This is a genomic window from Rathayibacter sp. VKM Ac-2857 (assembly GCF_013205025.1).
In the GTDB taxonomy this organism is placed as follows: Bacteria; Actinomycetota; Actinomycetes; order Actinomycetales; family Microbacteriaceae; genus Rathayibacter.
The window spans coordinates 146,297-159,474 of sequence record NZ_JABMLE010000004.1 but is presented as its reverse complement, the minus strand read 5'-3'; the positions used below and the strand labels follow the sequence as shown (position 1 = coordinate 159,474).

The following is a 13,178-nucleotide window of genomic DNA, read 5'->3' as shown; positions in this document are numbered from 1 at the left end:
TCGAGGTCAGGCGAAGCGGGCGTCGACGGCGTCGCCGTGCGCGGGCAGCGCCTCGGCATCGCTCAGCGCGCGGATGTGCGGGGCGACCCGCTGCAGGGCGGCACGGTCGTAGGAGACGAGCTGCTGCGGGCGGAGGAAGGTGTGCGCACCGAGCCCGGAGGAGAAGCGCGCCTGCCCGAGGGTCGGCAGCACGTGGTTGGAGCCGGCGAGGTAGTCGCCGAGGCTCACCGGGGTGGTCGGGCCGAGGAAGACGGCGCCGGCGTCGTGGATCCGCTCGGCGGTGGCCTCGGGGTCGACGGTGTGCAGCTCGAGGTGCTCGGGGCCGTAGGCGTCGCTGAAGGCGCAGGCGATCTCGAGGTCGTCGACGATCACGAGGGCGGACTGCGGGCCGGAGAGGGCGACGCCGACGCGCTCGGAGTGGTGGGTGCGCGCGGCCTGCTCGACGATCTCGCGGCCGACGGCCTCGGCGAGGGCCGGGTCGTCGGTGACGAGGAGGGCGGAGGCGGCCTCGTCGTGCTCGGCCTGGCTGACCAGGTCGGCGGCGATCAGGCGGGGGTCGGCGCTGGAGTCCGCGATCACGAGGATCTCGGTGGGGCCGGCCTCGGAGTCGATGCCGACCTGGCCGAGCACCTGGCGCTTGGCCGTGGTGACCCAGACGTTGCCGGGACCGGTGATGACGCTCACCGGGTCGAGGCCGAGGGAGTCGACGCCGTAGGCGAGGGCGGCGACCGCTCCGGCGCCGCCCATGGCGTAGACCTCGTCGACGCCGAGCAGACCGGCGGCGGCGAGGATCGTCGGGTGCACGGAGCCGCCGAACGCCTTCTGCGGCGGGGAGGCGATCGCGACGGAGCCGACGCCCGCGACCTGCGCGGGCACGGCGTTCATGATCACGCTGGAGGGGTAGACGGCCTTGCCGCCGGGGACGTAGAGACCGGCGCGGCCGACGGGCTGCCAGCGCTGGGTGACCGTCGCGCCGTCGTCGAGCACGGTGGTGCGGGCCGGGGGGATCTGCGCGGCGCTGGCCTTGCGGACGCGAACGATCGCCTCCTCGAGGGCCGCGCGGATCGCGGGATCGAGGTCGCGGACCGCCGCGGCGATGTCCTCGGCGGGGACGCGCAGGTGCGGCGGGCGGACCCCGTCGAGGCGCTCGGCCTGGTCGAGCAGCGCCTCGGCGCCGCGCGCGCGGACGTCGGCGATCAGCTCGGCGACGACGGGCCCGACGGCGGCCGAGGTGCCGGGGTTGCGCGGAACGAGGGCGAGGAGCTCGGCGGCGGACGGACGCCGCCCCCGCAGATCGAGAGTCTGAATCATGGCCGCCCCAGCCTACCGGCCGCGCTCCGGGCCCTCCCCCGCAGGCGCCTCCCGCACCGCCGCCGGCGGGTCTTCACACGCCGCTCCGCGCCGGCCGCCCGGTCTCGATACGCCGCTCCGCGGCTACTCGACCAGCATGCGCTCACCGTGCTGACCGCGCAGGCAGTTCATGCTGATCGAGTAGCCCGCGCAGCGGGCGTATCGAGATCCACCACCGCCAGCACGCCGGTCATCAGGTCTCGATACGCCGCTGCGCGGCTACTCGACCAGCATGTGCAGCGCGCGACTCGAGGCGAACCGGCGATCCGCGTGCCAGCGGATCGCCGCAGCCGAACGCAGGACGCTCTGCACGACGCAACCACCCGCACGAGCCGACCGCGGCGAGCCGGGCAGGGACCGGCTCGCACGACGGCTCAGTAGAGGCAGTTCGGCCCCAGCAGCGACTTCAGCTCGCCGAACAGGTCCGGGGTGATCCGCACCGGGAACGGGACCTCGAAGACGCGGGCGGTGTCGCCCTTGATCAGCTTGAGGCGGACCTCGGTGCGGCCGGAGTGCCGGATGAGCACGTCGCTGAGCTGCGAGACGGTGTCGGTCGTCGCCCGCGACTCCGGCATCGAGACGGTCAGCGGCCCGGAGTCGCCGTCCTGGCTCATCTCGGGGGCGAAGAGGCTGAACGCGTGCAGGTTCATGCCGTCGTCGCGCATGCTGACGCGGCCGCGGACGACGACGATGGAGTCGTTCGTCAGCGCCGGGGCGAACTCCTGGTACGCCTTGCCCATGAACATGCAGGTGATCTCGCCGCCGAAGTCCTCGACCTGGATCATCCCGTACTGGTTGCCCGAGGCCTTCGCCATCCGGTGCTGGACGCTCGTGACCAACCCCGCGACGACGACGGTCTCGCCGTCGCCGATCGACTCCGAGATCAGCAGGTCGGCGATCGTCGTGCTGTAGTGCTTGGCTAGCTCCGTCTCGAGCCCGGCGAGCGGGTGGTCGGAGACGTAGAGGCCGAGCATGTCGCGCTCGAAGGCCAGCTTGTCCCGCTTGGCCCACTCCGGCCGGGTCGGCACCTGGATCGCGGCCTGCGGCTCGTCCCAGAGGCTGTCGAAGTCGAAGCCGACCTGCCCGTTCGCCTCGTTGCGCTTCTCGCCGACGGCGGCCTCGACCGCGTCCTCGTGCACCTCGACGAGGGCGCGCCGGGTCGAGCCGAGCGAGTCGAACGCGCCGGCCTTGATCAGCGACTCGATGGTGCGCTTGTTGGCGACCGGGAGCGGCACCTTCCGCAGGAAGTCGTGGAACGACTCGAAGCGCCCCTTCTCCTCGCGGGCGATCCGGATGCCCTCGACCACGTTGGTCCCGACGTTGCGCACGGCGCCGAGGCCGAAGCGGATGTCGGTGCCGACGGCGGTGAAGAAGCCGATCGACTCGTTGACGTCCGGCGGCAGCACCTTGATGCCCATCCGCCGGCACTCGTTGAGATAGGCGGCCATCTTGTCCTTGGAGTCGCCGACGCTGGTGAGCAGCGCCGCCATGTACTCCGCGGGGTAGTGCGCCTTGAGATAGGCCGTCCAGTAGGAGATGACGCCGTAGGCGGCCGAGTGCGCCTTGTTGAACGCGTAGTCGGAGAACGGCAGCAGGATGTCCCAGAGGGTCTTCACCGCGGCCATCGAGTAGCCGTTCGCGTTCATGCCGCCCGAGAAGCCCTCGAACTGCTTGTCCAGCTCGGACTTCTTCTTCTTGCCCATCGCGCGGCGGAGCAGGTCGGCCTGCGCCAGCGTGAAGCCTGCGAGCTTCTGCGCAATCGACATCACCTGCTCCTGGTAGACGATCAGCCCGTAGGTGCCGCCGAGCACCTCGGCGAGCGGCTCCTCGAGCTCCGGGTGGATCGGGGTGATCTCCTGCACGCCGTTCTTCCGCAGCGCATAGTTGGTGTGCGAGTCGGCGCCCATCGGGCCCGGCCGGTAGAGCGCGAGGACCGCCGAGATGTCCTCGAAGTTGTCGGGCTTCATCAGCCGCAGCAGCCCGCGCATCGGCCCGCCGTCGAGCTGGAAGACGCCGAGGGTGTCGCCGCGGGCCAGCAGCTCGTAGGCGGCGGGGTCGTCGAGCGCCAGGTCCTCGAGGACGAGGTCCTCGCCGCGGTTGGCGCGGATGTTGTCGAGGGCGTCGTCGATGATCGTGAGGTTCCGCAGCCCCAGGAAGTCCATCTTGATCAGGCCGAGCGACTCGCAGGCGGGGTAGTCGAACTGCGTGACGATCTGGCCGTCCTGCTCCCGCTTCATGATCGGGATGATGTCCTTGAGCGGATCGCTCGACATGATCACGCCGGCCGCGTGCACGCCCCACTGCCGCTTGAGGTTCTCCAGCCCCAGCGCCGTCTCGAAGACCAGCTTCGCCTGCGGGTCCTCCGCGATGACGTTCCGGACGTCGAGCGCCTCCTTGTAGCGCGGGTGCTCCGGGTCGTTGATCCCGGTCAGCGGGATGTCCTTGCCCATGATCGCGGGCGGCATCGCCTTGGTGAGCTTCTCGCCCATGCCGAACGGGAAGCCCAGCACGCGCGAGGCGTCCTTGAGCGCCTGCTTCGCCTTGATGGTGCCGTAGGTGACGATCTGCGCGACGCGCTCGTCGCCGTACTTGTCGGTGACGTAGCGGATGACCTCGCCGCGGCGACGGTCGTCGAAGTCGACGTCGAAGTCGGGCATCGAGACGCGGTCCGGGTTGAGGAAGCGCTCGAAGATCAGGCCGTGCTTCAGCGGGTCGAGGTCGGTGATCTTCATCGCGTAGGCGGCCATCGAGCCCGCTCCGGAGCCGCGGCCCGGGCCGACGCGGATGCCGTTGCGCTTGGACCAGTTGATGAAGTCGGCGACGACGAGGAAGTAACCCGGGAAGCCCATCTGCAGGATGACGCGGGTCTCGTAGTCGGCGCGGTCGCGCACCTCCTGCGAGATCCCGTCCGGGTAGCGCTCGTTCAGCCCGGCCTCGACCTCCTTGACGAACCAGGTGTCCTCGGTCTCGCCCTCGGGGACGGGGAAGCGCGGCATGTAGTTCGCCGAGGTGTCGAACTGCACGTCGCAGCGCTCGGCGATCAGCAGCGTGTTGTCGCAGGCCTCGGGGTGGTCGCGGAAGACCTGGCGCATCTCGCGCGGCGACTTGAGGTAGAACTCGTCCGCGTCGAACTTGAAGCGCTTGGGGTCGTCGAGCGTGGTGCCCGACTGCACGCAGAGCAGCGCCGCGTGCGAGGTGGCGTCGTGCGCGTGGGTGTAGTGCAGGTCGTTCGTCGCCACCAGCGGCAGGTCGAGGTCCTTGGCCAGCCGGATCACGTCGCCGATGACCCGGCGCTCGATCTCGAGACCGTGGTCCATGATCTCGGCGAAGTAGTTCTCCTTGCCGAAGATGTCGCGGTAGTCGGCGGCCGCCTGCCGCGCCTCTTTGTACTGCCCGAGGCGCAGGCGCGTCTGCACCTCGCCGCTCGGGCAGCCGGTGGTCGCGATCAGCCCCTCGGAGTGCTCGGCGAGGATCTCGCGGTCCATCCGGGGCTTGAAGTAGTAGCCCTCGATCGAGGCGCGCGAGGAGAGCCGGAAGAGGTTGTGCATGCCGGTCGTCGTCGAGCTCAGCAGCGTCATGTGCGTGTAGGCACCGGAGCCGGACACGTCGTCGCCCCCGCCGTCGCCCCAGCGGATCCGGGTCTTGTCCGAGCGGTGCGTGCCGGGGGTGATGTACGCCTCGGTGCCGATGATCGGCTTGATGCCCGCCGCCGTCGCGGTGCGCCAGAAGTCGAAGGCGCCGAAAACGTTGCCGTGGTCGGTCACGGCGATCGCCGGCATGCCCTCCTCCACCGCCGCGTCGATCAGCGGCTTGACCCGGGCGGCACCGTCGAGCATCGAGTACTCGCTGTGCACGTGCAGGTGGACGAAGGAATCGTTACTCGGCAAAGGATGCGCCTCCGACGGACTGCGGGCAGGGAGACCGAAAGTCTACCCGCGTCACTCCCCGCGGAGGACGTCCAGCGCGTGCGCGAGGTCGTCGGGATAGGTCGCCTCGAACTGCACCCACTCCCCCGTCCCCGGGTGGGTGAAGCCCAGGCGCACGGCGTCGAGCCACTGCCGGGTGAGGCCGAGGCGCTTGGAGAGCGTGGGGTCGGCTCCGTACATCGCGTCGCCGACGCAGGGGTGGCGCTGCGCGGCCATGTGCACGCGGATCTGGTGGGTGCGGCCGGTCTCGAGCCGGATCTCCAGCAGCGAGGCGAAGGGGAACGCCTCGATCGTCTCGTAGTGCGTGACGGACGGCTTGCCGTCGGCCCGGATCGCGAACTTCCAGTCCGAGGAGGGGTGCCGCCCGAGCGGCGCGTCGATCGTGCCGGTCAGCGGATCGGGATGCCCCTGCACGACGGCGTGGTAGATCTTCTCCACCTGGCGATCGTGGAAGGCGCGCTTGAGGTGGGTGTAGGCCCGCTCGGACTTCGCGACGACCATCAGGCCGCTCGTCCCGGCGTCGAGACGGTGCACGATGCCCGCGCGCTCGGCGGCGCCGGAGGTCGAGATCGTGAAGCCCGCGGCGGCGAGGGCGCCGAGGACGGTGGGCCCCTCCCAGCCGACGGCCGGGTGCGCCGCGACGCCGACGGGCTTGTCGATCACCACGATGTCGTCGTCGTCGTGGACGATCCCCAGGTCGGGGACCGCGATCGGGACGATGCGCGGCTCCTCGCGGGGGCTCCACTCGACGCTCAGCCAGGCGCTCGCGGCGACGCGGTCGCTCTTGTCGAGCACCCGCCCGTCGGCCGTGACGCCGCCGGCGTCGATGACCTCGGCGGCGAAGGTGCGCGAGAAGCCGAGCAGCTTCGCGACGGCCGCGTCGGCGCGGAGACCGGCCAGGCCGTCGGGGACGGGCAGCGAGCGCGACTGCACCATCAGGCGCCGCCGCGCGGCTCGGACTCGACGGGCTCGCTGCCCTCAGTGCCTTCGCTGTCCTCCGCGGCGGCCTGCTCGGCCTTCCGCGAGGTGCGCGTGCCGTCGAGGTTCACGCCGCGCAGGCTGAGGATCACGAAGAGTCCCATCGCCGTGCAGATCGCGATGTCGGCGACGTTGTAGATCGCCGGCAGCAGCCACGGCGTGTAGAGGAAGTCGACGACGTGGCCCAGACCGAACGACGGCTCGCGGAAGAGCCGGTCGAAGAGGTTGCCGAGCGTGCCGCCGAGCAGCAGGCCGAAGAACAGCGCCCACGCCGTCGAGCGGATGCGCCGGGAGAACCAGATCACGGCCACGACCACGCACGCGGCGATGATCGAGAAGATCCAGGTGGAGCCGCTCGCGAGCGAGAACGCGGCTCCGGGGTTCTTCACGTAGTGCAGGATCAGCACGTCGCCGAGGACGTGCACGTCCTCACCGAGAGTGAGCCCGGTGCTGACGAGGTGCTTCGCGGTCTGGTCGATCGCGAACACCGCGAGCGCAACGAGGCCGAGGGTGACGAGCACCCTCGGCCTGACGTTCGCTGCGGTGGTGCTACGCCCCAAAGCCGGGGAACGAGGACGACTCGGCCGACACCGGCTGGGTGTCGAGGTCGCGGAGCTGGCCCTCGATGTAGCTCTTCAGCTTCTGGCGGTACTCGCGCTCGAAGGTGCGGAGCTCGTCGATGCGGTGCTCGACCGTCGCGCGCTCCTCCTCGAGCTTCGCGACCTGGGCACGCTGCTTGGCCTCAGCCTCGGCGACGATGCGCGCGGCGGTGGCACGGCCCTCGGCGACGAGCGCGTCGCGCTTCTCAGCGCCCTCGCGGACGTGCTCCTCGTGGAGACGGCGCGCGAGCTGCAGGAGTCCGCTGGAGCTCTCGGCCTCGTCGACCGGAGCCGACTGCGAGGCTGCGGGAGCGGCCGGCGCGGGAGCCGGGGTGGGCTCCGGCTCGGGCTCGGGCTCCGGCTCGGGAGCGGGGGCCTCGTCGACCACCGGGGCGGGGGCGGGAGTGGACGCCACGGGGGCGTCGACCGGCCGCGAATCACCCGAGGAGAGGCGCTGGCGCAGCTCCTCGTTCTCCTGGTTCAGGCGGCGCAGCTCCACGACGACCTCGTCGAGGAAGTCGTCGACCTCGTCCTGGTCGTATCCCTCGCGGAACTTGGTCGGCTGGAACCGCTTGTTGACAACATCTTCGGGAGTGAGCGCCATGGCTTTCCACCTTCGATTTCAAGTAGGTACACGTTCAAGAACGTTCGGCTGGAGCTAGCAACGACTAAAGCTAGCAACTGGGAGCGCGCGGCGCAGTGCGGGCACAGCGGAGCACGTCCGATCGATGCCAACGATACAGGGGCCGCCGGGGGCCCGTGCACCGCGGGCGATCAGACCCGCTGGAGCCAGGTGGCGATGTACATGCCGACGATGACGCAGAGCATGGTGAGGCTCCAGCCGAAGTCCAGCGCGATCGGGCCGATGGAGACCGGCTTGATCACGCGGCGGAAGAAGGAGATCGGCGGGTCCGTGACCGTGTAGACGGTCTCGGCCCCGACCAGCCCGACGCCGCGCGGGCGCCACTCCCGACGGATCACGCGGACCAGATCGAGGACGAACCGCGCCCACATGGCGAAGAAGTACAACAGGAGGACGAAGTAGAGGACGCTCGCGAAGAGCGAGATGACGGAGCTCACCGAACGACAGGGCTCCCGGGATCAGGACTTCGCGAAGAACGACGCGTCGGCGTCGCTCTCGGCGGAGGCCGAGTCGCCGGCGACCGTGATGTGCGACGGCGAGAGCAGGAAGACCTTGCTCGTGACGCGCTCGATCCGGCCGTAGAGGCCCTGCGAGAGGCCGCTGGCGAAGTCGATCAGACGGCGCGCGTCGGCGTCGCTCATCTGCGAGAGGTTGATGATGACGGGGATGCCGTCGCGGAAGTTCTCCGCGATGACCTGAGCGTCGCGGTACTGCTTGGGGTGGACGGTGAGGATCTCGTTCATCTCAGCGTGTGCCGTCGCCTTCGGGGTCTGGGGGGTGGGCTTGCGGAGCGGGGTGACCGTCGCGCGGGGCTGCTGCGGGGTCGGCTCGACCGGCGGGACCGGCTGCACCGGGGAGACCGGGGCGCGGTGCGCTGTCGCGGGGGCCGCCTCGACGGTCTCGGCGCGCTCGTACTCGACCTCTTCGTCGGCGAGTCCGAGGTACACCATCGTCTTCTTCAGCGGGTTGGCCATCAGTGTCCTCCGTGTTGTCGTCTCACCCACAGCTGGGTCACGACGAGGCTACGGGCGGGCGGGCCGATTGCCGGTGATTGCCGACCCGATTCGCAGGTGTGTCGCACCCTCGGCGATCGCCTCGGCGAAGTCGTGCGACATGCCGGCGGAGATGTCCTTCGCTCCGGGGTCGATCGAGCGCACCCGCTCCGAGATCCCGCGCAGCCGCGCGAACGCGGGACGGGGCTCCTCGCCGAGCGGAGCGACGGCCATGACCCCGCGCAGGGCGAGCCCCGGGGCAGCGGCGAGGGCCTCCGCGAGCGGCTCGATCTCGTCGGGGGCCGCTCCCCCGCGGTCGGGGTCGTCGGTCAGGTTGACCTGCAGGAAGACGTCCAGCGGCGCCACCCCGGGCTCCGGCGGGCCGGCGTCGAGCAGCGGAACGAGGGCGAGCCGGTCGACCGAGTGGATCGAGCTCGCGTAGCGCTTCACCTGCCGCGCCTTCTTGCTCTGCAGCTGGCCGATGTAGTGCCAGCGGGCGGGCGTGCCGGCGAGCTCGGCCGACTTCTCCTGCGCCTCCTGGTGGCGGTTCTCGCCGAAGTCGGCGACGCCGAGCTCGAGCAGGTCGCGCAGGAGGGAGACCGGGTGGTACTTGGTGACCACGATCGTGGTCAGCTCCGACGGGTCACGGCCGGCCGAGCGCGCGGCGGCGGCGACCTGCTCGGTCACCGAGGCCCAGCGCTCGGCCAGCTCGCGATCCACCACCGCGGCGACTACTTGAGGAAGTCGGGGATGTCGAGGTCGCTCTCGTCGTCGTCGAACGACGGGTCGGCGACGGGAGCCGGCGCGGCGACCGGCGTGCTCGACCAGATCGAACCGGCGGACGGAGCGGCGACCGGGGCCGGCGCGGGCTCGGCCGACGCCTCCGCGGGCAGGCTCTGCTGCGCGCGCGGCGCAGCGACGGCCGCGGGGCCGGTCGCGCCGGGCTCGCCGCCGTCGAAGCCGGCCGCGATCACCGTGACGCGCACCTCGTCGCCGAGGGTGTCGTCGATGACGGCACCGAAGATGATGTTCGCCTCCGGGTGCACCGCCTCCTGGACGAGTCGCGCGGCGTCGTTGATCTCGAAGATGCCGAGGTTCGACCCGCCCTGGATGGACAGCAGCACGCCGTGCGCGCCGTCGATGCTCGCCTCGAGCAGCGGGGACGCGACGGCCAGCTCGGCCGCCTTGATCGCCCGGTCGGCGCCGCGCGACGAGCCGATGCCCATCAGCGCGGAGCCGGCGCCCTGCATGACCGACTTGACGTCGGCGAAGTCGAGGTTGATCAGGCCCGGGGTGGTGATCAGGTCGGTGATGCCCTGGACACCGGCGAGGAGGACCTGGTCCGCCGTGGCGAACGCCTCGAGCATCGAGATGCCGCGGTCGCTGATCTCGAGCAGGCGGTCGTTCGGGACGACGATGAGGGTGTCGACCTCGTTCTTCAGGGTCGCGACACCCGCCTCGGCCTGGGTCTGGCGGCGGCGGCCCTCGAAGCCGAAGGGCTTCGTGACGACACCGATGGTGAGCGCGCCGATCGACTTGGCGATGCGCGCCACGACGGGCGCGCCGCCGGTGCCGGTGCCGCCGCCCTCGCCCGCGGTGACGAAGACCATGTCGGCGCCCGCGAGCACCTCCTCGATCTCCTCCGCGTGGTCCTCGGCGGCGCGGCGGCCGACCTCGGGGTCGGCGCCGGCGCCGAGTCCGCGGGTCAGCTCGCGGCCGACGTCGAGCTTGACGTCCGCGTCGCTGAGCAGGAGCGCCTGCGCGTCGGTGTTGATCGCGATGAACTCGACGCCGCGGAGGCCGAGCTCGATCATGCGGTTGACGGCGTTGACGCCGCCACCGCCGATGCCGACGACCTTGATCACGGCGAGGTAGTTCTGGTTTGAAGTCACGTGTCCGGCCTCCGGGCTGAACCTTAAACCTGTAGTTGAGGCTTAAAGTTATGCTGAGTATGCATTTGGGGTGTGGGGTCGACGGTAGGCGGAGTGCGCGCCGCCCCGCGCCAGACACGCCCGCAATCGGCAAAGAGCCGCGCGGATCCGTCCGGCGAGACGCTCATCGCCGGGCGACGACCGCGGCCTGGGGCGAGGAGACGTCGTAGGAGGCGACCGTCGCCGGATCGGTCGCCGCCATCAGCTTCTCGAGGACGACCGCCTTGAGGGCCGAGTCGTCGGAGCCGCCCCAGAAGACGACCGCGCCGTCGGTGAGCGTCAGCGAGACGTCGTCCCCCGTGGTCGCCGCGGCCGAGGCGACCTGCCCCTCGAGCGACTCCGGCAGGGTCAGCAGCACCCGCGCCGTCGTGCGGAAGGCGGCGCCGGACGCCGAGCCGGTCGGCGTGCTGAGCAGCGGGTACCCATCCTGGGCGGCCGGTGCGGTCTCGATGACGACGCCCGCCGGGTCGACGAGGTCGAACTCGGCCCCGTCGGCGATCACGCCGACAGGGGTCCGCTCGACGACGCTGACGATCAGGGTGCTGGGCGGCCGCGTCTGCACGGAGTAGCTCCGCACCAGGGGGTAGCTGCCGAGCACCCGCCCGACGGCGGCGCGGTCCACCAGCGTGAGCGGCACCCCGACCTGGTCCGAGAGCGAGTTCTGGATGTCCTGGGCGCTGACGCGCTGCGTGCCCGTGATCTCGATCGTCTTCACGGCCATCAGCGGCGAGTACGCCGCGACGGCGACCACCAGCGCGAGGAGGACGACCGAGCCCGCGGTGACCAGAGCGATGGTGCGGCGCCGACGCGCCCGCTTGGTGAAGCGGCGGACCTCGCCGCGCTCGAAGCGGCGGCGCTCCCGAGCGGCCCGCGCGAGGGCGCGGCCCTCCGAGCCGGGCAGCGCCAGGCCGCTGAGCCGGGTCCGCAGCGTCCGAGCCGGCTCGGCCGGCCTCTCGGGTCGGGTCTTCTCGGGTTTCGCGTTCTCGGGCGCTGTGTTCCCGAGCTTCGCCTTCGCCGTCGTCGCCTTCGCGGACGCCGTGGCCGAGGCCTTCGGCGTCGGTGCGGGAGCCTTCTCGGCCTTCGCCGCCGCGTCGGCCTTCGCCGCCTTCTCCACCTTCAGACGCTCGGCCTGCAGCTTCCCGGCCGCACTGCGGGGCACGGCAGATACCCGCAGCGCCACCGGCGTCGTGAGCCGGATCGGCTCAGTCGGGTGCTCGTCGCCGGCGGACGGACGCGGACCCGCCGGGCGCGGATCAGCCGGCGGAGGGCTCGCCGGGCGCCCGGCCGCGGGACGCGCACCGCTCGGCGGCCGCACGCCGTCCGGCCGCTTCATCGTGCGACCGGCGCGACCTCGCTCGCGCCGAGCGACTCGAGCAGCTGCGGGATGATCCGGTAGACGTCACCGCAGCCCAGGGTGATCACGAAGTCGCCCTCGCGCGCGATCTCGGCCGTGCGCCGGGCCGCGTCCTGCCAGTCGGCGAGGAACGAGACGTGCGACGGGTCGGCGAACCTCTCGCTGACGAGCGCCCCGGTGACACCGGGCTCCGGGTCCTCGCGGGCGCCGTAGACGTCGAGGACGATCGTCTCGTCGGCGTGCTGCTCCAGCGCCTCGGCGAACTCGCGGGCGAAGAGCCGCGTGCGGCTGTAGAGGTGCGGCTGGTGCACGGCGATGATCCGGCCGGTGCCGACGACGGTCCTCGCGGCCGAGAGGGCGGCGGCGACCTCGGTGGGGTGGTGCGCGTAGTCGTCGTAGACGCTCACGCCGCGTACCGCACCGTGCAGCTCGAAGCGGCGCTCCGTCCCGCCGAACTCGGAGATCGCGGCCAGGGCGGGCGCGGGCTCGAAGCCGAGGCCGACGAGGACCGCGAAGGCGCCGGCCGCGTTGATCGCGTTGTGGCGGCCGGGGATGCGCAGCCGCGTCGTGTAGCGGCGGCCCTCGTACTCGACCGTGAAGCCGACCGGGCCGACCAGCTCGAGGTCGACGACGCGGACGTCGGAGCCCTCGGCCTCGCCGAAGGTGAGCACCTTCGGCCCGTCGATGCGGCGCGTGACGCTGACGGCGCCGGTGTCGTCGGAGGAGATCACGACCAGCTCGCGCGCGCTCGAGGTGAAGGTGACGAATGCCTCCTCGAACGCCTCGAGCGAGCCGTAGTGGTCGAGGTGGTCCGGGTCGACGTTGGTGACGAGCGAGACCGCGGTGTCGTAGAGCAGGAAGCTGCCGTCGGACTCGTCGGCCTCGACGACGAAGACCTCGCCGGAGCCGGCCGCGGAGGAGGTGCCGAGGCCCTCGATGATGCCGCCGTTGACGAAGCTGGGGTCGGCGTCGAGACCGAGCAGACCGGTGACGATCATGCCGGTCGAGGTGGTCTTGCCGTGCGCGCCGGCGACGGCGACCAGGCGCTTGCCGCGGACGAGCCAGGCGAGCGCCTGCGAGCGGTGCAGGACGGGCAGGCCGCGCTCCTTCGCCAGCAGGTACTCGGGGTTGTCCGGCCAGAGGGCCGAGGTGACCACGACCGCCTCGGCGTCGCCGAGGTGAGCCGCGTCGTGCCCGATCGCGACCGGGATGCCGAGCTCGCGGAGCTGCTCGATCGGGTGCGACTCGCGCACGTCGGAGCCGGTGACGCGGTGACCGGCGCGGTGGAACAGCCGCGCGATCCCGCTCATCCCCGAGCCGCCGATGCCGATGAAGTGGACCGAGCCGAGCTCGTCGGGGACGGTGATGCCGAGGTCGGGCTTGATCACGGGGCTCTCGCTTTCGG

At 71.4% G+C, this 13,178-nt stretch carries 11 protein-coding genes; all 11 read right to left on the bottom strand.

Annotation, left to right across the window (positions count from 1 at the left end; all coding sequences use genetic code 11):
* Window positions 1–6: 6 nt before the first annotated feature.
* Window positions 7–1,311, bottom strand: coding sequence for a histidinol dehydrogenase (hisD, locus tag HQQ86_RS17620; protein ID WP_173289593.1), 1,305 nt, complete (start codon window positions 1,309–1,311; stop codon window positions 7–9).
* 413 nt (window positions 1,312–1,724) lie between these two features.
* Window positions 1,725–5,237: a DNA polymerase III subunit alpha gene (dnaE, locus tag HQQ86_RS17615; protein ID WP_173289591.1), complete on the bottom strand. Its 3,513-nt coding sequence runs from the start codon at window positions 5,235–5,237 to the stop codon at window positions 1,725–1,727.
* 51 nt (window positions 5,238–5,288) lie between these two features.
* Window positions 5,289–6,209: an RluA family pseudouridine synthase gene (locus HQQ86_RS17610; RefSeq protein WP_173290398.1), complete on the bottom strand. Its 921-nt coding sequence runs from the start codon at window positions 6,207–6,209 to the stop codon at window positions 5,289–5,291.
* 2 nt (window positions 6,210–6,211) lie between these two features.
* A complete protein-coding gene (lspA, locus tag HQQ86_RS17605; protein ID WP_173289589.1) occupies window positions 6,212–6,775 on the bottom strand; it encodes a signal peptidase II in 564 nt (187 codons plus the stop codon).
* A 28-nt stretch (window positions 6,776–6,803) separates the two neighbouring features.
* Complete coding sequence (locus HQQ86_RS17600) at window positions 6,804–7,457, bottom strand: DivIVA domain-containing protein (protein ID WP_173289587.1); 654 nt, start codon at window positions 7,455–7,457, stop codon at window positions 6,804–6,806.
* A 170-nt stretch (window positions 7,458–7,627) separates the two neighbouring features.
* Window positions 7,628–7,933 (bottom strand): YggT family protein, encoded by a 306-nt coding sequence (locus tag HQQ86_RS17595; RefSeq protein WP_367948715.1) that lies wholly within the window; start codon window positions 7,931–7,933, stop codon window positions 7,628–7,630.
* A 21-nt stretch (window positions 7,934–7,954) separates the two neighbouring features.
* Entirely contained in the window at window positions 7,955–8,470 is a 516-nt protein-coding gene (locus tag HQQ86_RS17590; RefSeq protein ID WP_123446142.1) for a cell division protein SepF, read from the bottom strand.
* Window positions 8,471–8,518: 48 nt separating this feature from the next.
* Window positions 8,519–9,211 carry a YggS family pyridoxal phosphate-dependent enzyme gene (locus tag HQQ86_RS17585; RefSeq protein WP_367948714.1) on the bottom strand — a complete coding sequence of 231 codons (693 nt, stop codon included), beginning with the start codon at window positions 9,209–9,211 and terminating at the stop codon, window positions 8,519–8,521.
* 8 nt (window positions 9,212–9,219) lie between these two features.
* Window positions 9,220–10,380 carry a cell division protein FtsZ gene (gene ftsZ / locus HQQ86_RS17580; protein ID WP_173289585.1) on the bottom strand — a complete coding sequence of 387 codons (1,161 nt, stop codon included), beginning with the start codon at window positions 10,378–10,380 and terminating at the stop codon, window positions 9,220–9,222.
* Window positions 10,381–10,543: 163 nt separating this feature from the next.
* Window positions 10,544–11,578, bottom strand: a complete 1,035-nt coding sequence (locus tag HQQ86_RS22170) for an FtsQ-type POTRA domain-containing protein (protein ID WP_173289583.1) — start codon at window positions 11,576–11,578, stop codon at window positions 10,544–10,546.
* 170 nt (window positions 11,579–11,748) lie between these two features.
* Window positions 11,749–13,161, bottom strand: a complete 1,413-nt coding sequence (murC, locus tag HQQ86_RS17570) for a UDP-N-acetylmuramate--L-alanine ligase (RefSeq protein ID WP_173289581.1) — start codon at window positions 13,159–13,161, stop codon at window positions 11,749–11,751.
* Window positions 13,162–13,178: the final 17 nt, after the last annotated feature.

What these genes read in the sequence shown, in the direction of transcription:
- hisD (WP_173289593.1), bottom strand. Translation starts at nt 1,311, where the DNA reads ATGATTCAGACTCTCGATCTGCGGGGGCGGCGTCCGTCCGCCGCCGAG.
- HQQ86_RS17600 (WP_173289587.1), bottom strand. Translation starts at nt 7,457, where the DNA reads ATGGCGCTCACTCCCGAAGATGTTGTCAACAAGCGGTTCCAGCCGACC.
- HQQ86_RS17590 (WP_123446142.1), bottom strand. Translation starts at nt 8,470, where the DNA reads ATGGCCAACCCGCTGAAGAAGACGATGGTGTACCTCGGACTCGCCGAC.